Consider the following 23,563-nt stretch of genomic DNA (forward strand, 5'->3'; position numbering starts at 1 on the left):
TAGTGCGCCGACCGCCATAAGCATGCGAAGCTTTATCTTTTACCCCGAAATAAGCTTCTGTTTCTACAATGATACCAGCGGTAATTTCGTCGCCGATTTTGGTATACAACACCTTACCCAGCAGATCTTTAGCAAGACCAACCACATCTTCATTCAGGTAATACGCGGGTTCTAACTTCAAATTATATATAAATTATCTATTTAACAGAATAGCGATAACCTGCTCTAAATAAACCCGATCTGTTTCATCAAATTTATTCAAAAACTCGCTATCTACATCAAGCACACCAATTACTTCGCCATTAACAATTAAAGGCAGAACGATTTCTGATCTTGATGCCGATGCACAGGCAATATGGCCCGGAAATTCTTCCACATCGGGAACTATAATGGTTTGCGCTTCTGCCCACGAAGTTCCGCAAACACCTTTGCTTTTTTTTATCCTTGTACAGGCAACCGGCCCCTGGAACGGACCAAGCACCAATTCATCCTGCTTAACAAGATAAAACCCTACCCAAAACCAATTGAACTGCTCTTTAAGCGCAGCTGCTACATTTGCGAGGTTAGCAATAAAATCTGTTTCTCCGTACAATAGTGCCTCAATCTGCGGAATGATGGATTGATATTGCTCCTCTTTGCCTGTATCGCGGGTTATGATTAAATCTTCTGCCATATTATTTTTCTGTACCCAAAGTTAATCATGATTTATGAGATGTTGGACTGGTTTGCTTTTAATGACGAAAATTTGAACGATAAGCTATCCTTAAAATCATTAGTTTTGGCAAATTAAGCCTTACCTGATGATTGTAGCTTTAACCATTACCAAATTCCGCGGCATTACCATACCCTTTGCTTTTATTGGGATGGCAGCTTTAAGGATTCCGCTGTGGTTAAATAAACGCTGCAGGTTCTGGAAATTAATGGGCAGCGGCAAAGATGCGCAGGTAGATCTGGCTCCAGACTATAAATACTGGGCTGTTTTGACTACTTGGGAAAATCAAGAGGATTGCGATGCTTTTTACAAAAATTCTTTTGTGATCGGATGGTTCAATTTTTTTGGATTTGAAAGCTTTACCATCTTATTAAGTCCTTTATCAAGCCATGGCTTATGGTCTAAAAAAGAACCATTTAAGACAGACTCAATAAACAAGAAACATATTGGCAAAATCGCTGTAATCACCAGGGCAGCAATCAGGTTCAATAAACTTAAAGAGTTTAAACAGAACATTAAAAGAGCTGCGGATGCGATGCGCAAATCCCCAGGCTTCGTGATGTCAGCCGGCATTGGCGAAAACCCTTTTTTTGACCAGGCAACTTTTTCAGTTTGGGAAGATGCAGAAAGCATGAAAGCCTACGCCTACAAATCCGCTGATCATTCTGACGTAATTAAGCTTACAAGGGAACGCGCATGGTACAAAGAGGAACTATTTGCCCGCTTCGAGATTCTAGATAGCTGGGGAACTTTAAATGGCGCCTCAATCAATAATACAAACGAATAAACACAATAACATGAGAGTAGTAGCAGAACTTCCACATCCGGAATGTAAGATTACCATTTTTTCGATGAACCAGAAATTCATCGTCAAGTTTGAACAGGGCACTTTTGAGCAGAGCTACAAACTGGCAGAACTTGACCTGAGTGGAGGAGGCGTAAATGATGTATTTGAAATCCTAGATGAAGAATTTATCCAAACGGTTATAGAAAAGTTTAAAGTGATGCGTGCAGACTTCACAGCAGCCTATAAAAGGCATCAATATTAGAAATAAACAACATAACTAATTGACTTACAGTTAATTTAACATTTATTCGAAATTATATTCTGAATTTTTGGTGTTTTTCAGTTAAAAAAACGATCAGTTTCACGAGTATTAATTTAAATAAAACAACATAATTAACTGATATACTGATCATTAAGCAATAATACAAAATATAATTCTGCAGCTTGATTTCGCCAAATATATGGGAGGTTTGTTAATTCTTGGTTATTAGTCCATTTGCTAACAAGACACAGTAAGAGCCCCTGAAACAAGTTCAGGGTGACGCCACTTTTTACTTCTAACTCCAAAACGTCATCTCGACTGGAACGCAGTGGAATGGAGAGATCTATTCTTAAAATTTAACTTGATATAGATTGCTCCACTACGTTTCACTACGGTCGAAATGACGGATCCATGGAAATGGTAGAAAGACGGATTACGGGAAGATTCCGTGCTGCGTTCAGGATGACAGAAGAATAAAAAAGCGCAAAAATAAATCTGTGTTTATCTGTGCGCATCTGTGGTTAAAACTATGAAGAGAGCCACTGAAACAAGTTCAGGTTGACGACAAATCAAGTAACAACCGTCATTGCGAACCGAAGCGCAGGATTGTACATAGCGTGAAGCAATCTTTTACGCGAGTAGATGAAGGTTAAATTATAGAAACTTGACTTAATAGATTTCTCCACTAAGGTCGAAATGACGGATCTATGGAAATGGCAGAAAGACGGATTTCGGGAAGATTCCGTGCTGCGCTCAGTATGACAGAAGAATAAAAATGCGCAAAGAGCAATCTGTATTTATCTGTGCGCATCTGTGGTTAAATTCGATATCTTAAACCGAAATCACCGTATCGTGCACCACTACCCTGTACCAGTTTTTAGAGAACTTTTCTACTGCATCTAAATGCGTTTTATCTTCCTGGTAAGCATTATGATCAACGATGTTGTCGAAAGTAATGGTAAGCGAATAAGTAAAAGAATTATCAGTAACCGGACGCACAGGTGTATTGGCAGCTAAACCATAACTTAAAGTCTTAATGTATTTGATCGGTTTTAAGCTTTCGAAAAAATTGGCGAAGTCGGCAATTTCGGTTTTTGTTAACTGGGGCTTTAACCAGAACATTACAAAGTGTTGGATCTGGCCTTTATCTGCGGTTTCTGTCATGGGTTCTTTTTTTGCTAAATATATCAATCCTTTTTTATTAGGCATAAAAAAATCCCGATGTAAAATCGGGACTCTTAATATATTCTGAATAAAATCTAGTTTTTAGGTTGCACACGGCCAGATTTTCTGTCTTCACCTCTACCGATTAAATAACCGCCACCGGCACCAACTAATCCACCGATAATAGCACCTCTACCTTTTTTCTTATCGATTAAAGCGCCACCTACTGCACCACCAACACCACCAATTACGGCACCTTTAGCGGCATCACTCCAGCCTTTTTTCTTAGCGGTTGGTTGTGTACCACCGTAAGCACCACTTGAGCTACCACCAGAACCAGAGCTTGCATACGATCGTGATGATGCTGCGCCTGCCCTTCTGGCTGCGGCTAATTCTGCCTGGTGTTTAGCTTCTTTTTCCTGCTCTACTTTGGCTGCGGCAGCTTTATTAAAGCTATCTAACCTCAAACTATCTTTTACAGCTTTAATGGCCAATTGTTTTTCTGCCTGCTGTTGTTTTAATGCAGCTTCTTCTTTTGCTTTATTGTTACAAGCAAACAAAACTGAAGTACTTAATGCGATTACTACCAATATCTTTTTCATGACTTTAAATTTTTTACATGACGCTTGTTCAGCTACCTAACCTTGCTAAACAGGTTTCATTTTGGGATGTGCGATTTAGTTAATTATAAGTACTAAAGAAAAAATGATGCCAAAATGTTTTGAAAATTAAAAATTATGGCAATAAATCAGCATACCAGAAACCGGAAAGCGCTGTAAATGAACAGTGTGAATCGTTATCTGAATCGGTTTTGGCGGGTGCATTATAAGTTCGGAATACCTGTTCTCCTACTGTAAAAGCAATTTTTTTCCTAAAAATAGGTCCTTCGAAAGCAAAAGTATGGAACTCTCCGTTTTCGCCACATGGATCTATATCAGCAGGAAGTTGGTTAATTAAATCAATGCTGATTACTTTTCCACAGATTTCTTTTAGGTTTTGCTGGGTGCAAACAATGATCGTTTTATAGCCCAGGTCTAAAAAATCATTGATTAGTTTTTTCGTATCCTTTTTCCATAAGGGAAAAATAGCCTGAAGACCAATTTCGGCCAGTTTATTTTCGCGGTATAAGCGTAAATCCTCCAGAAAGATATCGCCAAAAATAGAATGCGTAATGCCTTCTTCCTTAAATTTAGAAAGATGCGTTTTCATGGCACTGTCGTAAGTTTCCATATCGGGCATTTCACCCAAACGGATCTGATATAATGGAATCCCTATACTTTCTGCCTGTTTGACCAGCAGTGTTTCCCTTACACCGTGCATGGATACGCGGTTATATTTTTCGGTAACAGTTGTAATAAGGTATCGGATTTCTATCGTAGGATCCTGCAGCACATAATGAAGCGCTAAGGTGCTGTCTTTACCTCCGCTCCAGTTAAAAATGCAGATCTTTTTATAGGGCATTGGTTAAAATTGCTTTAAGTTCTGCCATGCCTTCTACTGCATTTTTTTCGATATTGATTACGTTTTTATAACGCTTTACATCTGGTGTTTTGGGGTCGATAATGTATTTATCTATCACAGAAGGAACAAAATCTATTAGTCCCGCTGCCGGATAAACAGCCAGCGAAGTACCAATAAGCACAAATATATCTGCCTGCTTGCAGAGTTTGGCAGCCACCTCAATCATCGGCACAGCTTCGCCAAACCAAACCACATGTGGACGTAATTGTGAACCCAGTTCGCACAGTTCGCCCATTTTAATTTCTGAGCCTTCAATTGGATAGGTTAAATTTGGACGAAGATCGGATTGCGACCTGGTAATTATGCCGTGGAGGTGGGTAACTTTTGTAGAACCTGCCCTTTCGTGCAGATCATCTATATTTTGAGTGATAATTTCAACATCAAAATCCTTTTCAAGCGCTGCCAGTATCTGATGCGCCAGGTTGGGCTTTGCAGCTAAAACCTGTCTTCTTCTTTCATTATAAAACTCCTGTACAAGTTCCGGGTTTCTTTCCCAGGCCTCGGGTGTGGCCACATCATATACATTATAGCCTTCCCATAATCCATCAGAATCGCGGAATGTTTTTAACCCACTTTCGGCACTGATCCCTGCCCCTGTTAATACAACTATTTTTGAAAATGATCCCACAGATAATATGATTACACTAATTAAATGATTACACTGATTTAAGTGATTGCACAGATAAGTTGAGGTTGATGAACTTTTTCGCTATGTGATCATCTGCCTTAAAAATCCCTGGATGGAACATGCAGGCCAAAGCTTGGATGCCTTCTACCAAAGTGCCTATGCTTGGCTGGGTAAACATATCAAAATCGGCAATGTAAACCTGATTGTTTTTAACGGCTTCGAGCTTACCCCAACCTGGTTTTGACGTTAATAATTGCATTTCTTCGAGACTTCTTTTTTGATCAAAACCACATGGTGCAATCACCAAAACCTCGGGGTTGTATTTCAGAATTTTATCCCAGTGGGTAACGATCGAATCTCCGGCCGGATTTGATAACATATCTACCCCACCTGCGGCGGCAATCTGAAAAGGAATCCAATGCCCACAATTGTATATGGGTTCTATCCATTCCATCAGCATTACACGCTTTAAAGGTGCACGGTTTGCCCTCAGTTGATCTAAAATATGATCGGTTTTTCTTTGTAAGCCTGCCAGGTAATTTAAGGCAACTTCTTCTTTACCCAAAGCCCTGGCAATGGTTATGGCGCACTCAAAAACATCCTGAAGGTTATTTGGCGATAATGGAACCAAAGTTGGCTGTTTGCTCAGCTTCATCACTGCAGTTTCGGTACAAACGGTATCGATATTGCAGACTTCGCAGATATCCTGTGTGAAAACTACATCGGGCGCAATACTTTCTAAAAGTTCATCATCTACCCAGTACAAACTTTTGCCCTGTGCTTTGGAGGCAGAAAATATACGATCGATTTCGATACTCGAATAGTTTTTGCCTTCGAGTATGCAGCGTACAACCTTTGGCTGATCTGCAGCTTCTTTCGGGCATTCGAATGTTACACCGTACAGGTATTCCTGAAGGCCCATATCGTAGATCATTTTGGTGGCAGCTGGCAAAAAGGAAACGACTTTCATTTAATGGAAGATGTAAAAGGTAAAATGTAATTGACGTTCTAAGTTAAAAAAATCTTTTTTTGATTTATTAAAAGTGGTTTTTTATTTATTTCCTAGAGATTGGTGAGACATCAGGTAATCGGTATCGTTTTTTTGACCATGTAAGACATTTAAGTACCATATAAGCTTACACGGTCTTATATTCCTTAAATGGTGAAAAATTAAACGACGTAGTCTTTATTTTTTTGACCACCTTAGACACCTTAGCTCACCTGAGTTTTACGTTGCGCATAATAAATTTAACGCGGCCTTTACTAGATATTGAAATAAATCCGATAGTTATCGGATCAGCATCACGACTTGTTCTATGTTAAAAAAAATCCCCTTTTGAATTTAATCAAAAGAGGATTTATATTTATTATGGTTTGGTGGTATGCTGCCAACCAGGTAATTCCAGTTATGCTGTTTGTGTTTGCAGTTTTAATACCGGGTATTTCGCTTTTAAAATTTCGAAAGCACCGAAAAGCAATGCGCCGTAAATTACGGTTCCTTCGAGGAATCTGATCTCGAATGGAATTGCCCTTTCTAAACATAACCAAAAGCCGGCTAAATCCTGTGTGTAAGATGGGTTTTTAAACCAAACACCAAAATCGGTTACAATCCAATGGATTAAAACAATAACCAATGTTGAAGCCAATAAATTTACCACATTTACTTTTTTAAGTAAAACCCTGCCAACCAGCACCATTAAAGCGAATGCAATATAAGTCCAGTACCAGCCTTCGTATAAAAAACCGCTGCTGTATTTGCTGAATATGGTGATTGATAAAATGAAATCGCTTAAAAACAGGCTCAATATCGGAAAGGCAAATGCTTTAATATGATCTTTAAAATATGCTCCCCCAAACAAGGCTACTGCACCTATTGATGAGAAATTGGCAAACTTTAATTCATCAGAGTTAAATGTTACCAGCAAACGGAAGCCCGTAATTACCAGAATCATCAACAACAAAATCAAAGTGCGTGGATTGAATTTTAAATGAGACATTTTATTTTGGTTAATATTTATACCGCAAAGTTAAATTTTATTAGTGTATATTAAAAGTAACGCCTGTATTAAAGTTGAAACCAGGTGTATTATAACCAATAATTTCGCTATATTTCTTGTTCAGGATATTTTTTGCATCAAAAAATAGCTTTACACGTTTTTTGGCCAATGCGTATTCAACATAAGCATTTAACAAATTATAAGATGGTAACACTTCGTCTGAATAAGAGCTAAAATTGGTATCGAAACGTTTGCCAAAATAATGGAAATTTGCGCTAACATATAAGTTATCTGTAGCTTGTGCACCAGCATTGATCCCAAATGTATGCTTTGGTCTACGGATCAAATAGTTGAGCGTTCCGGTATTTCCCTCTACGTAAGCATAATAACCATTAACATTAAATACACTGAATTTAATGGCTGGCTCTACTTCAAAGCCTTTATACTTTTGGCTTGCCTGGTTAATGTAACCTGTGGTATACACAATGGCATCGGTTAAATCGCGTTTGAAACCTGCAAGGCGTAATGTAAATAGCTCATCGTCAATGTTAAAATTTACACCGGCTTCGTAATTTTGAGATTTTTCAGGTTTCAGACCAAGATTGGCTCCATACTGACCAAACAACATGTTAAGCGTAGGAATTTTGAATGCCGTAGATACGGTTCCAAATAATTTTATTTCTTTTATAATATTAATACTTGGTGTTACTGAATAAGTATAGTTTTCGCCATATTGATCGTGTTTGTTGTAACGTCCGCCAACTTCAAGGTTAAATACACTTAAATCATGCAAAAATAATGACCCATAAGCGGCGAAAATATTGGTTGTAGGATTTTTAGTATCGGTAACCAGCTTCATTTTTCTGTTATCAATACCAACAAGCAAATCTAATTTACTACCCAGTTTCTGATTATAGAACAAATCGATCACATTGATTTTGCCAAAATTTAGAAACTGGCTCGGATAGCCCTGATAGCTAGAATTTACATCGTTGGAGTTACTTTCGTGACTGTAATTAAGTGTTATTTTGCCAGTGTTTAATTTATACTCCGCATTAAAGCCGGCGCTAAACTGTTTCAGAATAGAGTTATTGGTTGGTAAACCATCGGTAAAGGCACCTTCATCTATTTTGTAATTGCCATAGAAATAACGTAAAAACGGATTTACTGAGAAATTTTTATCCAGTTTAATCCCGAAATTAGCGTTTAAACCATCTGTTTTAAATCCGTCTTTGTCAAATATTGCACTACTTCCTACCGGTGTAGCTGCTTCCGATATCCCATCGGTTTTAAGATGGGTATAATTGATGTTGTAAGAAAATCCTTCCACCTCTCCATTCAAACCGATTGTGCCTTTGTAGGTTTCGAAACTTCCTCCACTGGCTACACCATAAATGGTATTACCTTTTGGGCCACCTTTTTTTGTAATGATATTGATTACACCAGCAACTGCATCCGACCCATAAATCGTTGACTGGCCACCTTTTAGAATCTCAATGTGATCGATCTGATCGATTGAAAATAAACGTAAATCAAATGTTCCACTTACACTTGCCGGATCGTTTTGCACAATACCATCGATAAGAACCAGCGCATAGCCACCAAGTGCACCTCTAATAAATATGCTTTTATCCTTACCCTGGCTACTATTGCCGCCACTGATGATAATACCTGCCTGTTCGCTAAGCAAATCGGGTAACGATTTACCATTGCTGCGTTCTAATACTTCGCGACTGATGATGGTAACCACTTTACCGGTTTGTGATTGCTTCTGATCATTTTTGGTTGCAGAAATTACAACGTCTTTCAGTTGTAAACTGTCCTGTTTTTGAGCATTAGCCAACTGGCTAATCATTAACTGTGCTAAGCCCAGGCCAGCTACAGTTAGCATACTTTTTTTGTTCATTTGATTGTGAGTTTTGCCCACAGCAAACAGATTAGAAAAGGAAATGAAAATACGAACAACGTTAATATCTCAATCCTAGCTTCAATCCCCGAAAGCTATGAAATTAAACGCTAAAGGCAGGTCTTCTGACTTGCTCCCGGTTTTCTGTCTTCCCGTCCGGTAGTTAAATGGACAGTGACGTATAGATTGAAAAACGTTATAGAGCTTACAGCTGCGGGACAGTTACAGATTTACACTGTATTCCCTTTTAATTCCGGTTGTAAAGCCGGAAACCAAAAGCATTGCAAATGTAGTAAAAAGAGTGGTTAGCGGAAAGACCTGGATATAAGGGCAAACTAATTTGATATGATTCAACTCTTCCGAGATACTATTTCACTATAATTGATATAATTTTAGATATACAAAGGGAGTAAATGCGATGGTTTGTGGGGACACAAACCATGCGACACAAACCATGGGACGAGGATTACAATATAAATTTATTTTGATATACATCGATCCTCTAACGATTTGATTTGTATGCAATTAGATACATTTTTAATGTCTCAAGATACGATTTGTATGTAATTAGATACTATTTGAGTGTTGCGAGATACTAATTCAGTGTATTTTGATATGATTTGTATGTAATTAGATACATTTTCAGTGTATCAAGATACTAATTCAATGTATTTTGATACGAATCGAGTCTATTGAGATGCGATTTCAATTTAATTTGAGTGGACGCGATGGTTTGTGAGGACACAAACCATGGAACACAAACCATGGGACACAAGCCATGAAATGAAAAAGGCCCGCAATAATTCAGGCCTTTAACATTTGAGAGGTTAATAGTGGCATTTTAATGGAAGATGGCCAAATCGTTAAAAAATATCTTTGTAAAATCGGTGGTAACACCATCGCCACCATATTTAATTCTTTTTACTAATGAGCCGGTTGATGCATTATAAATCAATAAGTAGTTTACTGTAGCTGCTGCACCATAACCTTGAATACCGTTTACCACAATGTAATCTTTGTTTTTATCATAACGGATAGCGCCGTAAACCATAAATGGATCTTCGGCAATAGTGATGAAAGGCTGCGCTAATGATACAGGGTTACCATCCACATATTTATAGATATTTTTACCTGAATGATAAAAAACGGCATTTTCTTTTGTGGATGCGGTGATACGTGTTGGCGCATCTAATCCAAAAGTACCTAATGCCACCGGTAAGGCCACACCTGTGGTATCCAGATTGTTATCGATAGCGATCAAACGGCTTCCGGTAGAAGTCCAAACTTTACCATTTGGTGTTTGTGCGAAACCGCGGTTAACATTGGAGAAACTTTTAACCAGCGAATAGTTATTAGCGGCTATAATTTTAGCACCATTACTTTGAGACAGGTATATGTAACCGTCTTTCTTCCACATATCGCCGGTGTTTAAAGCGCCAACCGAAGTCAATTTATTCTGCACTGCCAACGAATTCAGGTCGATCTGGTAAACACCATCGTTTGCGCTCACCAATCCCCTGTTTCCCTCAACCTGTATAATGCTTCTCCAGTTGCTGGCTTCCTGTGCGTATCTTGCTTCTTCTTTTAATGTATATTCGTTAATTTTTACAATCGGGCCATTTACCTTACACATTAAATAAATACTTCCGTTTATAATTGAAGCAAATTGTAGCGTACTGGTTTTGGCAGTATTTGATAATATTTTGCCTGGATTTTCTTTTTCATAAGCCCTGATATTAAGGGTATCATCGCCATAATGGTAAAAACTCACCGCACCCGAATTTTGCGCGTAAGAACCTTCGCCGATTACAAAAAAGCCATTTTCGTACTTGCCGTCAACAGGAGCTACCTGCTGGTTTTCTACGCCGTCTTTTTTACAAGAGTACAGACCTATCGTAAGAAATAATGCGCCTACTAATAATTGCTTTAAGTTGAATTGTTTCATATTGTGTATTTATTTTTTTAAAAGTTTAAGATCAACCGCTCCGCCAAATTCGGTAGAGATTTCGCCCAGGTAGCGCGATCGTTCGTTATTGTTATCGGGACTGAAAGGATTTCCATTACTATTCTGCCCGGTGTATACCTTCACAAAATCGATAGCGGAAAGATTTACTTTTTTACCGGTTGCATCAACCGCCCAATCGATATCGAAAGTATTATAACCCCTTCCTAACGATTCCTGTAAAGCAATGTATTCGTTGGATCCATTATCCGAATAACCAAAAGCAAAAGGTTTATTGGTGATGATATCGCCGGCGGTTAAGGTATTTTTAAGTAGTGTTCCGGTAAAAGAAATTTCGTTTGTGGTTGCCCACGATGGGAAATAATCCTGTGCATGGAATTGGTTTCTGAGCACAACCCCTTCTTTACCCTGGTTATCCGTCCAGCGTACATCATCGGTAATTTTTGCAGGTTTGTAATAGGTAATTTTGTAATTTTTGATGGTTGTTGCAGCGTTATATTCGCTACCTGCAAGTTCGTACCAAACATCGTCAGGCAAACCGTTTTTGTTCACATCCTGCATTACGCATACAATGCCAGGCTCAGAAAATTCCATATCAACGCCTGTTAATGGATTGCCATAAATACCAAGATCGGCACCGGTTGCATTAGTCACGCTGTGATCGAAACCAAATACAATGAAACCGCCATAAGCACCAAGCGAAACCAGACCATTGCCTGCACTACCGATAAGGATATCCGTTTTAACGAGATCGTTGGTGAATTGCCCTGGCGCTTGTTTAAATTCGTATATTTTACTTAAATAAGGCGATTGGGGAGCGGCGGGCTTGTCGCCATCGCCTTCCTTTTCAACAGCATTTTCCTTTTTACACGAAAAAAGTGCTGCAGACAAAAGCATTAATGTGATGATAGATTTTGTTTTCATATTAAGATTATTGAAAAAAAGAGCGTTAATTCAGATAATCTTTTTTTTGATAGATCTATTTAATACCTAAATCCACGGCTCCTTTAACCTCGGTTGATATTTCACCCAAAAGTGTATTTCCTTTTTCGCGCTGACCGGTGTAAACCTTTACGAAATCGATGGTATTTAAGGCTATTTTCTTTCCATTTTTATCAACTGCCCAATCTAAATCAAAGCTGTTGTACCTTTTAGTGGCATAATCATCACCGGTAGACCAGCTGTCGGTATATCCCCATGGAAATGCGCTGTTTATGAAAATACTGCCATTTTTACCCCATGTAGAAGGCAATAGGGTTCCTTTAAGGGTTAATTTTTCCTGATCGGGAGCAAATTCAGGGTAAAAATTGTGTCTGTGGAAGTTGTTTACATCATAGGTTCCACTATTCCCCTGGTTATCTGTCCAGCTTACATTGGCAAAACCTTTCGGGTTGGTATAAGTGATTTCGTAATTTTTAACGGTTAACGGGTTGTTGTATTCGCTACCTGCCAATTCGTACCACTCATCATCGGGTTTACCGTTTCCGTTTACATCCTGACTCACCATCACGATGCCCGGCTCGGCCCAAGGCGTTGTGCCCCCAATCGGGTTACCGTAAATAGCCAGATCTGCACCGGCATTGTTCACCACAGAATGGTCGAAACCGAAAATAATATAGCCGCCAAATCCACCCAAACTAACAAGACCGGTTTGGGATACATCGCCAATAATTTTTTGGGCTCCGGCCAAACTTCCCAAACTTTCATTAATAAACTGTCCTGGTGCCGGCAGGTATTCGAAAACAGTAGTGATAAATTTGGTACTATTAGGGCTTATTGCCACCACAGGAACAGGAACCGTTACAGTATATTTATGGGAGAATGAACCAGAACTGTTGCTCGCAGTATACTCTACTACATAAGTACCGGCTGTGTTTGGTGTAAAATCGAAATTATAGGCAGTGCTTACCACTTTACCATCCAGTTTCCATTCGTGGTTAAAGCCTTTGCCATTATTTGTTCCGGCAACAAAAGCTGTTTTGCTGTTTACTTTTCCGGTTAAAGTTTCTCCCTTAATAGAGAGGTTAACATCTGGCGCTACTTCTTTATCATCTTTTTTACAGCTGTAGATCAAGGTTGCAATGCCGAGCATTAAAATCAGGTAACTTTTTTTCATCTGTTATTATATATCGTTATTTGGTGTTTTTAACTATTTGTAATTGAATACAGCATGTTGCGGCAGTACCCCTGTGGCAAAACTGAATTTAACCTTACCATCTGTCCCAACACAATAAGCAGTACCTGCTGTACCATTGTAGCTATTTGCATCAGCAACCATTACTTCTTTACTGAACGGATTAATGGTTAATCCATAAATGATGTTTATGGTATGTCCATCGGTAATTAAACTCGAACTAAATGCACCATTGGTAGTATTTAAGGCTTTGATATCGGGATTGCTATAAATATCTTTGGATACGTAAGCTGCAGAGCCGTTAATCGCAATAGCTCCCAGATCATAACCATAAGAAGCTATTTTTGTATCGCTTACACTACTTATTCTATCCAATGATGGATTGTTATTAATGATATAATCGTTCCAGCATACCACAAACAGATCGCCATTATCAGCTGTCTGTATCCTTACCGGATTATTGTTTACAGTAATATCTTTTGTTTTGGTAAAGGTGGCCAGATCGATTACTGATACTTTGTTTTTACCGCCGTTCTGATAGTAAGGATGTGATGAATTACATACATATAACTTTCCGTTGGCTACTGCCAATTGCTCTAATCCTTCTGAGAGCATAATTTCTCCATCAATGGCCATTGATGCAGTATCAATACGGCTTACTTTCCCATCATAACGCGAAACGTATGCTTTATCCTTGTAAAAAGCCACGAACCTTGGGATATAACCATCAGTTGCCGAATTAAAAGAAATCCTTTTTAACGATCTGCAGGTTTTAATGTCAATAATATCCAGGAAAGATTCTTTTTTACCCTGTATACCAGCCACAACGCAGTACATTTTGCTTCCATACTGTTCTAAGTCGTTTGCGGTTTCACCTAACTCCGCATTATTTACCTGTTTATAATAATCGGCAACAGCAGTTTTTGTGGCAATATCGTAATAAGAGATGGCGCTGTTACCAATGCCCATTAACCCTTCGCAAAGCATATAAATACCTTTGGTCTCTGGTATCACCTGCGTTTTGTCGGCTATTTCAGCGCCATCTTTTTTGCAGGATGAAATGAAGAACACCACAATAGCGGCCAAAATTAAAATGTTGTTTCTGTAGAGATTTTTCATATGATTTAGATTTAGTTTACAAATGCAATGTGGGCTGGGATATCGCCTGTGCTAACCGACCATTTGAGGCGGCCTTCGGGACTGTAACAATGTAATTTGCCCGGACTCACATAATCTTTAGCGTCGGTTACATAAACATCTTTGCTGATCGGGTTTACGGCTATACCATAAGGCACTTTGATATCTTTTTCGGTACCATCCATAATAAATTTTCGGTCCATTATGGTTTCGTCCTTTACATTGATCATGTTATAGGTTATCTTGTTCTTGCCTTCAATGTAATTCCATTCTGTGCTATAGATATAAGCGTAATCATCGTCTATCACCAGGTTACCTGCAGCAATATTGAATATCTTTTTAACCTGATCGCTCTGTGTATCAATAACAAAAAGTTTTGAGGGAATGGTATAATAATCGCCACGCGAGGTAACATAAAGGTCGCCATAACTGTCTGCTTTAACACGGTCGAGGTTTATGGCTACTTCAATACGTTTAGTCTCGGTAAAACTGGTTAGATCGATGACAGAAACGGTATGCTCGTAATCCGGCGGACTATAACCACCAGAGTTGGCCACATATAATTTATTGCCGATAATGGCCATTTCTTCGGGCTGCCGACCTACTTCAACTGTACGGTTTATTTTGAGGGCTGTAGTATCGATTTCGGCTACAATTCCATTTGGTGCCTTAGGATCGCCAACCTTGCCCAAATAAGCACTTACATAAGCCTTACCATTGCTAAAAGTAACATAACGGCAATTGGTGATATTGATCTGCCCGATCTTTTTTCCGGTTTTTACATTTAAGACCTCAACCTTATTGGATATGTTAACCACCACATAAAGCTTAGTTCCATAACGGCCAATATCATTCCCCACATCGCCCAAACCTTTGGTTACCTCTGGATTTACCTGGTTGTATAAATTGCGGGTGTAAATTCCATTTACCAGATCCATGTAATCTAAGGAGGCCTTGTTCATATTCATATTGCCTTCGTTAACCAGATAGAAACCTTTAATTGCAGACGTTGGCTCCGGCTCTACCCTGGTAATTTCTGATGGTAAGGGTTGCGGATCTTTTCTGCAGGCGCTGATAATGATCAACGGAAAAGCCAGGATAGTTATCAAAAACTTTAAATGTTTCATATTTTATAGTTTAGGGTTAACCTGTAGTTTCTGCCGGGCATTGGGAAATTCGGAATGAGATCGTAGTATTGGTTAAGCAGGTTATTTATTTCGCCATTAATATTGATACTGCCTTTTTTTAACTTAAATTCATAACCAATGGCCGCATCGTGGGTGTACCATGGTTCCATATAATTGTAAATGTTGTTTGCCTTTTGGTTGTAACGGAAACCGGTATAAATAAAACCGTAGTTGGCATGCCATTGATGATAATCCAGCTTAGCCAAAAAGGAACCACTGTTTTTGGGAATGTATGGAATCTGATCTTTGTAGGTTTCCTGCTGTTTCGAGGTAACATCAACCGCTTTTTGATAGGTATAATTGACGCCTAAATTAACCACCAGATGGTTTAAAGGCTCGAATGCTGTTTTGGCGTTAAGCTCTAAACCGCGTATATCAACCAAACCGATGTTGTACATAATCCAGCGGTACAGGTTGGCCCCTGGCTGTGCCACAATTTTATCTTTTATGCGGTTATAATAAATATCAGACTGGATATCGATAAACTTTAGTTTCCGGTTATTAAAGTTTTTGAAATAAGTTACACCAACATTGTACTGTTTGGTATACTCGGGTCTTAACAGGGTATTACCGATAAAGGTATAGTACAGATCGTTAAAGGTGGGCATCCTGAAAATATCTTTGTAAAAAGCCCTGATCCTGATGTCATGATGTTTAAACACTTTCCACGAAAGCATTACCGTTGGACTGAATACCTGTTTATTACCTGATGAGGAATAAACTTTTACGCGATCGTAAACACTTGTACTTAACACACTTGCCTGTACATTAAACTGTTCCAGTGTTAAAGATGAACTTAACACATTTAAAAACGAGTTTCTACTTGGGTAAGCAAAGCGGTAAATATTGGCATCTAAGGTTTGGTAGGTATAATCAGATGCATACGCAGCTTCCCATATCGGGCTTATTCTGTATTTACCTGAAACAGACAGGTAAGCTTCCTGATCTTTAAAACGGTTATCTAAAAAACCGGTGGTAGTAACATAATCAGGATCAAGATAACGTTGGTAGCTGTAAGTATATTTACCATTTAACAGTACGGTAAATTTATCCGATAGTTTTTTCTCAGCACTTCCCTGAACAAAGAAATCGCGATCCCAGATTCTTTGTGTAAAATCAAACCTATTGGCAACAATTGCTCCCGGTAATCCCCTATCCGATAAGAATGAATAAGCCTGTACATTCCATTTTCCATTTCTAAGCTTGCCGAATAGTGCTGCCTGTAGGCGGAAACGTTCTACATCGCCATTATTTCTTACCGCAGTAGTGTCGAAAACACCGTTAGTGTACCTATATTTATATTTCCCATCAGAATTGATATATTCGGTATTGATACTGGCGTGCAGTTTATCATTAATTTTGTACAGGTAAACCAATGATGGATTGATCAATCCGAACGATCCCGCTTTTAAGCCCAGTTCAATCTTTTGGTTTTCGTTTTTTTCAAAGTCAGGCTCTTTTGTTTTTAGGTAAATACTACTGGCCGAAGCGTAACCCTTTGCCGGAAGAAGTAATTCGGGCTTCTGAGCACTATATAAAGCAATTTCTTCGAGGTTATTCAGTGAAAACTTTCCCAAATCTACCTGTCCGTTCTGCGAATTGCCAATCTGGATACCGTCCAAAAAAACAGCGGTATGGTTAGTGCCCAAGCTGCGCACATTTACTGTTTTTAAACCTCCTATTCCACCATAATCTTTTAACTGTACACCAGAAAGATACCGGATGGCATCAGCAACCGATAAACTGTTGATCCTTTTAAGGTCTTCGGCTGATAAAATCTGAACAGGTGTTGGCGATTTACTCTGCTCCGTTAAGCGGTATTCCCTGATCTGGACTTCCTGAAGCTGCGTTGCTTTTTTGGTACTGTCTGTTTGCGCATGGCTATTTAAAGGCAATAGAAATGCTATCCACAAAATGGAAGAATATATAAAAAACCGCATTTTGCCCGCAATGGCAGAATGTTTTTGAGTCATTTTGATTGTGAGTTTAACCCACAGCCAACAGATGAAAAGAAATGAAATACGAAAACGTAAGTACATCACCCCTAGCTTCAATCCCCGAAAGCTATGAAATATAATGCTAAGGCAGGTCTTCTGACTTACTCCCGGGTTTCCGGCCTTCCCATCCCAACAAGTTGGAACAGTGGCAGATTGATTGGAAATCCGTTAAGGAGCTTACAGCTGCGGGACAGTTACAGATTTACACTGTATTCCCTTTTAATTCCGGGTGTAAAACCGGAAACCAAAAGCGCTGCAAAGGTAACAAAATTAAACAACATGTAAAATGCGTGATGGAAAACGGTCTTTATAACAGAAAAACCTAAATTAGGAATCAAATTTTCGATCATGAAAAGAATTTTAACCGTTGCATTATCGTTGATCAGTTTATCTGTTATGGCACAAAAAACCGATACCGTTTTCTTAAAGAAATTAATGGAAGGCAAACCAGAAATTTTTTCGGCCGTGCTTAATCACCCAGATCATAACCAGATACAGATTCTCTACACCCAGATTAACCGCGATGCGAAGAACAAGCCCATATTTAAAACCTTCAGCTACAATTTAGATCCGCACCACTATTTCTACCCTGCCAGTACGGTTAAACTTGCTGCGGTAATTTTTGCCTTGGAAAAGGTAAACCGTTTAAAGAATACGGGTTTAACTGCTAAAAGCACGATGATTACCGATAGTGCGTATAAAGGACAAACGAAAGTTTTAAAAGATACCAGCGCTAAAAACGGACTGCCTTCTATTGAGCATTATGTAAAAAAAATCCTGCTTACCAGCGATAATGATGCTTTTAACAGATTATTCGAATTCATTGGTCGTACCGAAATAAATGATAAGCTAAAAGCAAACGGATTAAACGATAGCCGGATTTTAAACCGTTTGGCCATTGGCGACGCCGGCGAATCGGCCAAGCACACTAATCCTATTAAATTCTATAATGGTGATAATTTAGTGTACAGCCAGCCAGAGCAGTATGATCCAAAAGAATACGAACTGCAATTAACCAACCTGGTGATGGGTAAAGGTTATATGGATAGTACTGATAAATTGATAAACAAACCTTTTAGTTTGGCTGGAAAAAATGCATTTGCCATTAACGATCAGCAAAAGTTGATGCAAAAGCTGATTTTTCCGGAAGCATTCCCTGTTAAAGAAAGGTTTAACCTCACTGCCGAAGATTATAAGTTGATTTATACCTACATGAGCAAATACCCAACGGAAAGCGATTTCCCAAAATACGATCCGAAAGAATTTTGGTCTACTTACGCAAAAATGCTCTATTATGGCCGCGAACAGGTTACGCCTGATCCAAACATTAGGATATTTAATAAATATGGCGATAGCTACGGTTATATTATTGATAACTCCTATTTCGTTGATTTTAAAAACGGGATAGAATATTTCCTTACTGCGGTTGTACAAAGCAATGAAGATGGCATTTACAATGATAATAAATACGAATACGATACGGTTTGTTTTCCTTTTATGAAAAACCTGGGTAAAACCATTTATGATCTGGAATTAAATAGGACCAAAAAGCATCGACCAGATTTAAGTAAATTCAAAATGGATTACAAACATTAAAACCTTTCTTCCTCTTTTGGGTTTATAGCCTATAAATTGTATAAAAAACTATACATTAATTAAAAAATAATATATTCGCATTTCAAATAGAAGAATACATCTCTAATGGCTAAATTATTAATAATTGACGATGAGCGTGCGATAAGGAGTACCTTACGCGAAATTCTGGAGTATGAAAATTATGATGTTGAAGATATCGATAATGGTATCGACGGCCTCGAAATGATCAAAAAAGGAAATTTCGACCTGGTGCTCTGCGATATCAAGATGAACAAGATGGACGGTATGGAAGTGCTCGAACAGGCACAGATCATTAAACCCGACCTTCCTTTCATTATGATTTCCGGTCATGGAACAGTTGAAACCGCCATCGAAGCCAGTAAAAAAGGAGCCTTCGATTTCATTTCGAAACCACCTGATTTAAACCGTTTACTCATCACAGTACGTAATGGTTTAGACCGTGGAAATTTGGTTACCGAAACCAAGGTTTTAAAACGCAAAGCCAGTAAAACCCGCGAAATTTTAGGGGAATCAGAAAGTATTTCTAAAATTAAGGAAACTATCGAGCGTGTTGCCCCAACCGAAGCTCGTGTACTCATTACAGGCGCAAACGGTAGTGGTAAAGAACTGGTAGCCCGTTGGTTGCACGAAAAATCGAACCGTGCCGATAGCCCGTTAATTGAGGTAAACTGTGCTGCAATTCCTTCCGAATTAATTGAAAGTGAACTATTTGGACACGAAAAAGGTTCATTTACTTCGGCCGTTAAGCAACGTATCGGTAAATTTGAACTGGCGAATGGCGGAACTTTATTTCTGGATGAGATTGGGGACATGAGTTTATCGGCCCAGGCAAAGGTTTTACGTGCCCTGCAGGAACATAAAATATCACGCGTTGGTGGCGAAAAGGAAATTGAGGTAAATGTACGCGTATTGGCAGCAACCAATAAAGATCTTTTAAAGGAAATTGAAGATGGTAACTTCCGTATGGACTTGTATCACCGTTTAAATGTAATCAATATCCATGTTCCGCACTTAACAGAACGTACTGACGATATTCCGGTTATTGCGCAGAACTTTTTAGAAAGTATATGCAGTGATTACGGTATGCCGGTTAAAAAAATAAATGATGGCGGTATGACAGCTTTACAAGCATTACCATGGACTGGTAACGTGCGTGAGCTGCACAATATGATTGAGCGTTTAATTATTTTGAGTGATAAGGTAATTACCGAAAATGATGTGAGGGCATTTGCCAACCCGGGCGGAGGAACAAATATCGGTGCAGCAACAAGTGCACAGATTGCCGGCGCAGGTGGCTCTGCATTAACTTCATCATTCGATTCGTTCAATAATTTCCAGGATTATAAAGACCATGCCGAACGTGAGTTTATCAAATTCAAACTGGAAAAAAACAATTGGAACGTATCAAAAACTGCTGATGAAATTGATATCCAAAGAAGTCACTTATACAGCAAAATCGAGAAATTCGGTTTAAAAAGAGCTGAGTAATTAAGTTGAAAAGTTAGAAGGTTGGAATGTTCAAAGGTTATCCAGACAATATTCCAACCTTTCTAAATTCAAATGTTGCAATATTAGATCCATCTTTGGCAACCAACGGAACATTGCAACTTTTCAACCTTAAAACAATCCAACATCCCCTTCTAATAACATAAACACGAGCTTTACAATATTTAAACGCATCAACACACCAACCTCTACCCCATATAATCATTTTGCCTCATCAGCAATGCCCTGTATTTATTAAAGATTGCCGTTTTAGATACAAAACCCAGGTATTGGTTCTGTGCGGTTAATACTGGTAAAATCCAAACATTATCCTGTTCCATTTTCTCCAATACCAGCTTCAGGTCATCGTTTTCTGCAATCGTATTTGGCGCCGGCTGAACCAGATAAGAAGCCTGTAAATGATCTTTATCCGAATTACTGATCATTTCGTTAAATAGCTCCTCGATATAAATGATTCCCTTAAAATCTCCCACCTCATCAGTAACTGCTATTACATTTTTATGCGATTGCATAATTTCATTCATTTTGATTGAAATCAGATCGTCCATCCGTAGCTGTGGATAGCTTTTCTCGATCAGGTATTTCAGTTTCATCTGGTTTAAAACCGTGGTATCCTTATCTTCGTGCGATAATAATTCTCCCTTATCGGCCAGTGCTTTGGTATAAATAGAATGTTTTTGCGAACTTCGGTTAATGGCGTAAGAAATCGCTGTGGTAATCATCAGCGGAACCATTAAAATATACCCTCCGGTAATTTCAGCAATCAGGAAAATACCTGTTAAAGGTGCATGCATAATGGATCCTAAAGCTGCAGCCATACCGGCAACAATAAAATTGGATACGTTTAACTGTGCTATACCGGATAAATTGACCACATAGGCAAAAATAAATCCAATTAAACCACCCATAATCAAACTAGGGGCAAACGTTCCTCCGTTACCACCGGCTCCTAAGGTCACCAGAGTAGCAATCGATTTCATAAAAATAGTAACAACCGTAAATAAAACCACCAATGCCGGAATGGTATTATAATCAGCAAAAATACTGTTGTTGATTACCGCTTGATAGTCGCCCTTTAACAGTCCTTTTATGGTGATGTATCCTTCGCCATAAAGTGTTGGAAATAGAAACACCAATGCACCGAGCATTAATCCGCCCACTACCACCTTGGTATAAGGATGCTTTATTTTGTAAAATAACCCTTTAACGGCATAATTTGCCTTCGTAAAATAAATGGAGAACAAACCGATAAAACAGGCCAGAATTACATAATAGAGCAAAGCATTAACCTTCCACCCTTCTGTAACCAAAAAGAAAAGCTGTTGTGTATAAAATAACCTGGCCACTACTGCTGCCGTTGCCGCAGAAAGTAACAAAGGAATAAAGGCTGGAATGGTAAATTCGGGCAATAAGATTTCGATTGCAAAAACAATACCCGCCACCGGACTGTTAAAAGCTCCAGCAATCCCTGCCGCTGCACCACAGGCAACCAGCATGGTAATTTCGCGGTACGATAAACCCAGTAAACGGCCAAGATTTGATCCGATTGCCGAACCACTGGTTACAATCGGGGCCTCCAAACCAGTAGATCCCCCAAAACCAACGGTAACAGCTGCTGTTATAATCTGGGAATAAATATTGTGAGCTTCAACCTTGCTCGATTTTTTCGAAATCGCATAAAGCAATGGAGTTAAACCTGTTTCGAATTTCGTTTTACGGATAAAGTATTTAATATACAGCACCGTTAAAAAAATACCAATCATCGGAAAAATAAAATACAGGTAGTATTTATATTTCCAGTGCCAATCTGACTGAAGAAATTCTTCTATGTGATGGGTTAAACTTTTTAAAGCGGCTGCTGCTAATCCGGCTAAAATCCCTACAATTACAGCAAGGATAATTAAGAAATTACGGTTTGATATTTTAGATTTACGGTATTGGTTAATCTTATCAAGGTAATTTACAAATCTGATGTACATTCTATTGTTTTTTAATAGAGGGCGATGCCCAAAAGTAATAAAAACAAGCCGGAGAAGCCAATTTAAAAGCCTCTTTTATGCATCAAATTTATCCAATAACTTAATCAGGGTGGCAAAATCTTTTGGATATGGTGCATCGATCACAATATCCTGATCGTTCAGCCCTTTAAACACCAGATGACGGGCGTGTAAGGCAAAACGTTTCATGATCGGTTGTTCCTCTTCACCCTTGGTTAATTTATAGCCTCTTTTGATCGAAGATAGAAAAACCGGTTTCCCTTTATACATGTCATCACCAACAATGGCAGCCCTTTGGGTAGCGAGGTGGATCCGGATCTGGTGCATACGGCCGGTAATCGGCTTACACTCAACCAAAGTATAGTGTTTGTAGTATTTTAAAGAATTAAATATCGTTTCGGCACGTTTACCTTCGGCCCTATCAATGGTTACATTTTTATTGCCATCGTTTAAAATCGGCAGATCAACCGTCAGATCATCAAAAATAACATGCCCATCTACTACCGCATGGTAAGTCTTATTTACCTTTCTTCTTTCGAACTGCATAGAAGCATGACGGTAACCTTCCGGATTTTTTGCAATAATCAAAGCACCTGAAGTTTCCTTATCCAAACGGTGACAAACCTGTGCATCATCGCTATATTGTTTTGCCAAACGCAATACATTGGTTTCTCCTGATCCGCCACGTTCATCGAGCGAGGCTAAAAATGGAGGTTTATTGATAACAATAAAATCGTTGTCTTCGAAAAGAATAAGGTCTTTAAAATTAGGAAACTTCAAACTGTGTGTAATTAATGAAACGCAAAAATACGATTTTATTTTTTAAGGCATTCGTCACCCTGAATTTATTTCAGGGTCTGATGAACAGTTTGAGTAACCCTACTTTAAACTAAACTAAAGTATTCCCCCCATTTTGTAATTCTGAGTGGTTTTTATGATATAAAATAATATTATTGACAAAGAGGTTTCTCACTCAACCCCTCCTAATTTAACGTCATTTCGAGCGAAGCGCAGCGAAGTCGAGAAATCTGTCTCGAGATAGATCTCT

At 38.7% G+C, this 23,563-nt stretch carries 21 protein-coding genes and 2 riboswitches; of the genes, 4 read left to right on the top strand and 17 right to left on the bottom strand.

Annotated features, from left to right (window positions below):
• The coding region (locus B2V92_RS13665) for a DNA-3-methyladenine glycosylase (RefSeq protein WP_293309004.1) at positions 1-181 on the bottom strand (181 nt) is incomplete at its 3' end.
• Between the two features lie 12 nt (positions 182-193).
• Positions 194-673: a GAF domain-containing protein gene (locus B2V92_RS13670; RefSeq protein ID WP_293309007.1), complete on the bottom strand. Its 480-nt coding sequence runs from the start codon at positions 671-673 to the stop codon at positions 194-196.
• Between the two features lie 127 nt (positions 674-800).
• Here B2V92_RS13670 and B2V92_RS13675 point away from each other — a divergent pair, with 127 nt between their 5' ends.
• Both B2V92_RS13675 and B2V92_RS13680 read left to right on the top strand, forming a co-directional pair.
• A complete protein-coding gene (locus B2V92_RS13675) occupies positions 801-1,499 on the top strand; it encodes a DUF3291 domain-containing protein (RefSeq protein WP_293309010.1) in 699 nt (232 codons plus the stop codon).
• Positions 1,500-1,509: 10 nt separating this feature from the next.
• The gene (locus B2V92_RS13680; RefSeq protein WP_293309013.1) at positions 1,510-1,761 is read left to right on the top strand and encodes a hypothetical protein; all 252 of its coding nucleotides are present in this window, start codon (positions 1,510-1,512) and stop codon (positions 1,759-1,761) included.
• Between the two features lie 831 nt (positions 1,762-2,592).
• Here the strand turns inward: B2V92_RS13680 and B2V92_RS13685 are convergent.
• The 13 genes from B2V92_RS13685 to B2V92_RS13745 all read right to left on the bottom strand — a co-directional run bounded on the left by B2V92_RS13685 (position 2,593) and on the right by B2V92_RS13745 (position 17,371).
• Positions 2,593-2,925: a Dabb family protein gene (locus B2V92_RS13685; protein WP_293309015.1), complete on the bottom strand. Its 333-nt coding sequence runs from the start codon at positions 2,923-2,925 to the stop codon at positions 2,593-2,595.
• Positions 2,926-3,020: 95 nt separating this feature from the next.
• Entirely contained in the window at positions 3,021-3,527 is a 507-nt protein-coding gene (locus B2V92_RS13690; RefSeq protein ID WP_293309018.1) for a YMGG-like glycine zipper-containing protein, read from the bottom strand.
• A 133-nt stretch (positions 3,528-3,660) separates the two neighbouring features.
• Complete coding sequence (locus tag B2V92_RS13695) at positions 3,661-4,386, bottom strand: diphthine--ammonia ligase (RefSeq protein ID WP_293309021.1); 726 nt, start codon at positions 4,384-4,386, stop codon at positions 3,661-3,663.
• Complete coding sequence (locus tag B2V92_RS13700; protein ID WP_293309026.1) at positions 4,376-5,074, bottom strand: SIR2 family NAD-dependent protein deacylase; 699 nt, start codon at positions 5,072-5,074, stop codon at positions 4,376-4,378. Before B2V92_RS13700 ends, B2V92_RS13695 begins: the two co-directional genes overlap by 11 nt.
• Positions 5,075-5,102: 28 nt before the next feature.
• Positions 5,103-6,044, bottom strand: coding sequence for an ABC transporter substrate-binding protein (locus tag B2V92_RS13705; protein WP_293309029.1), 942 nt, complete (start codon positions 6,042-6,044; stop codon positions 5,103-5,105).
• 436 nt (positions 6,045-6,480) lie between these two features.
• On the bottom strand, positions 6,481-7,071 hold the full coding sequence (locus B2V92_RS13710; protein WP_293309032.1) for a DUF6580 family putative transport protein: 591 nt from the start codon (positions 7,069-7,071) through the stop codon (positions 6,481-6,483).
• 40 nt (positions 7,072-7,111) lie between these two features.
• On the bottom strand, positions 7,112-8,977 hold the full coding sequence (locus B2V92_RS13715; protein ID WP_293309035.1) for a TonB-dependent receptor plug domain-containing protein: 1,866 nt from the start codon (positions 8,975-8,977) through the stop codon (positions 7,112-7,114).
• A 98-nt stretch (positions 8,978-9,075) separates the two neighbouring features.
• Positions 9,076-9,269: riboswitch (cobalamin riboswitch) on the bottom strand.
• Between the two features lie 549 nt (positions 9,270-9,818).
• The gene (locus B2V92_RS13720; RefSeq protein ID WP_293309038.1) at positions 9,819-10,922 is read right to left on the bottom strand and encodes a DUF5074 domain-containing protein; all 1,104 of its coding nucleotides are present in this window, start codon (positions 10,920-10,922) and stop codon (positions 9,819-9,821) included.
• A 9-nt stretch (positions 10,923-10,931) separates the two neighbouring features.
• Complete coding sequence (locus tag B2V92_RS13725) at positions 10,932-11,864, bottom strand: PKD domain-containing protein (protein ID WP_293309041.1); 933 nt, start codon at positions 11,862-11,864, stop codon at positions 10,932-10,934.
• 55 nt (positions 11,865-11,919) lie between these two features.
• The gene (locus tag B2V92_RS13730) at positions 11,920-13,056 is read right to left on the bottom strand and encodes a PKD domain-containing protein (RefSeq protein ID WP_293309044.1); all 1,137 of its coding nucleotides are present in this window, start codon (positions 13,054-13,056) and stop codon (positions 11,920-11,922) included.
• 33 nt (positions 13,057-13,089) lie between these two features.
• A complete protein-coding gene (locus B2V92_RS13735) occupies positions 13,090-14,193 on the bottom strand; it encodes a YncE family protein (RefSeq protein WP_293309047.1) in 1,104 nt (367 codons plus the stop codon).
• 11 nt (positions 14,194-14,204) lie between these two features.
• Positions 14,205-15,338, bottom strand: coding sequence for a YncE family protein (locus B2V92_RS13740; protein WP_293309049.1), 1,134 nt, complete (start codon positions 15,336-15,338; stop codon positions 14,205-14,207).
• The gene (locus B2V92_RS13745; RefSeq protein ID WP_293309052.1) at positions 15,335-17,371 is read right to left on the bottom strand and encodes a TonB-dependent receptor plug domain-containing protein; all 2,037 of its coding nucleotides are present in this window, start codon (positions 17,369-17,371) and stop codon (positions 15,335-15,337) included. Before B2V92_RS13745 ends, B2V92_RS13740 begins: the two co-directional genes overlap by 4 nt.
• 93 nt (positions 17,372-17,464) lie before the next feature.
• A riboswitch (cobalamin riboswitch) is annotated at positions 17,465-17,660 on the bottom strand.
• A gap of 83 nt (positions 17,661-17,743) precedes the next feature.
• Here B2V92_RS13745 and B2V92_RS13750 point away from each other — a divergent pair.
• Positions 17,744-18,991, top strand: coding sequence for a serine hydrolase (locus tag B2V92_RS13750; RefSeq protein WP_293309055.1), 1,248 nt, complete (start codon positions 17,744-17,746; stop codon positions 18,989-18,991).
• Between the two features lie 105 nt (positions 18,992-19,096).
• Positions 19,097-20,500, top strand: coding sequence for a sigma-54-dependent transcriptional regulator (locus tag B2V92_RS13755; protein WP_293309058.1), 1,404 nt, complete (start codon positions 19,097-19,099; stop codon positions 20,498-20,500).
• A 206-nt stretch (positions 20,501-20,706) separates the two neighbouring features.
• Here the strand turns inward: B2V92_RS13755 and B2V92_RS13760 are convergent, their stop codons facing one another.
• Both B2V92_RS13760 and B2V92_RS13765 read right to left on the bottom strand, forming a co-directional pair.
• Positions 20,707-22,497 (bottom strand): chloride channel protein, encoded by a 1,791-nt coding sequence (locus B2V92_RS13760; protein WP_293309060.1) that lies wholly within the window; start codon positions 22,495-22,497, stop codon positions 20,707-20,709.
• Positions 22,498-22,572: 75 nt separating this feature from the next.
• Positions 22,573-23,295, bottom strand: coding sequence for an RluA family pseudouridine synthase (locus B2V92_RS13765; protein ID WP_293309063.1), 723 nt, complete (start codon positions 23,293-23,295; stop codon positions 22,573-22,575).
• Positions 23,296-23,563: the final 268 nt, after the last annotated feature.

Source organism: Pedobacter sp. UBA5917 (genome assembly GCF_002432345.1).
Taxonomy (GTDB): Bacteria; Bacteroidota; Bacteroidia; order Sphingobacteriales; family Sphingobacteriaceae; genus Pedobacter.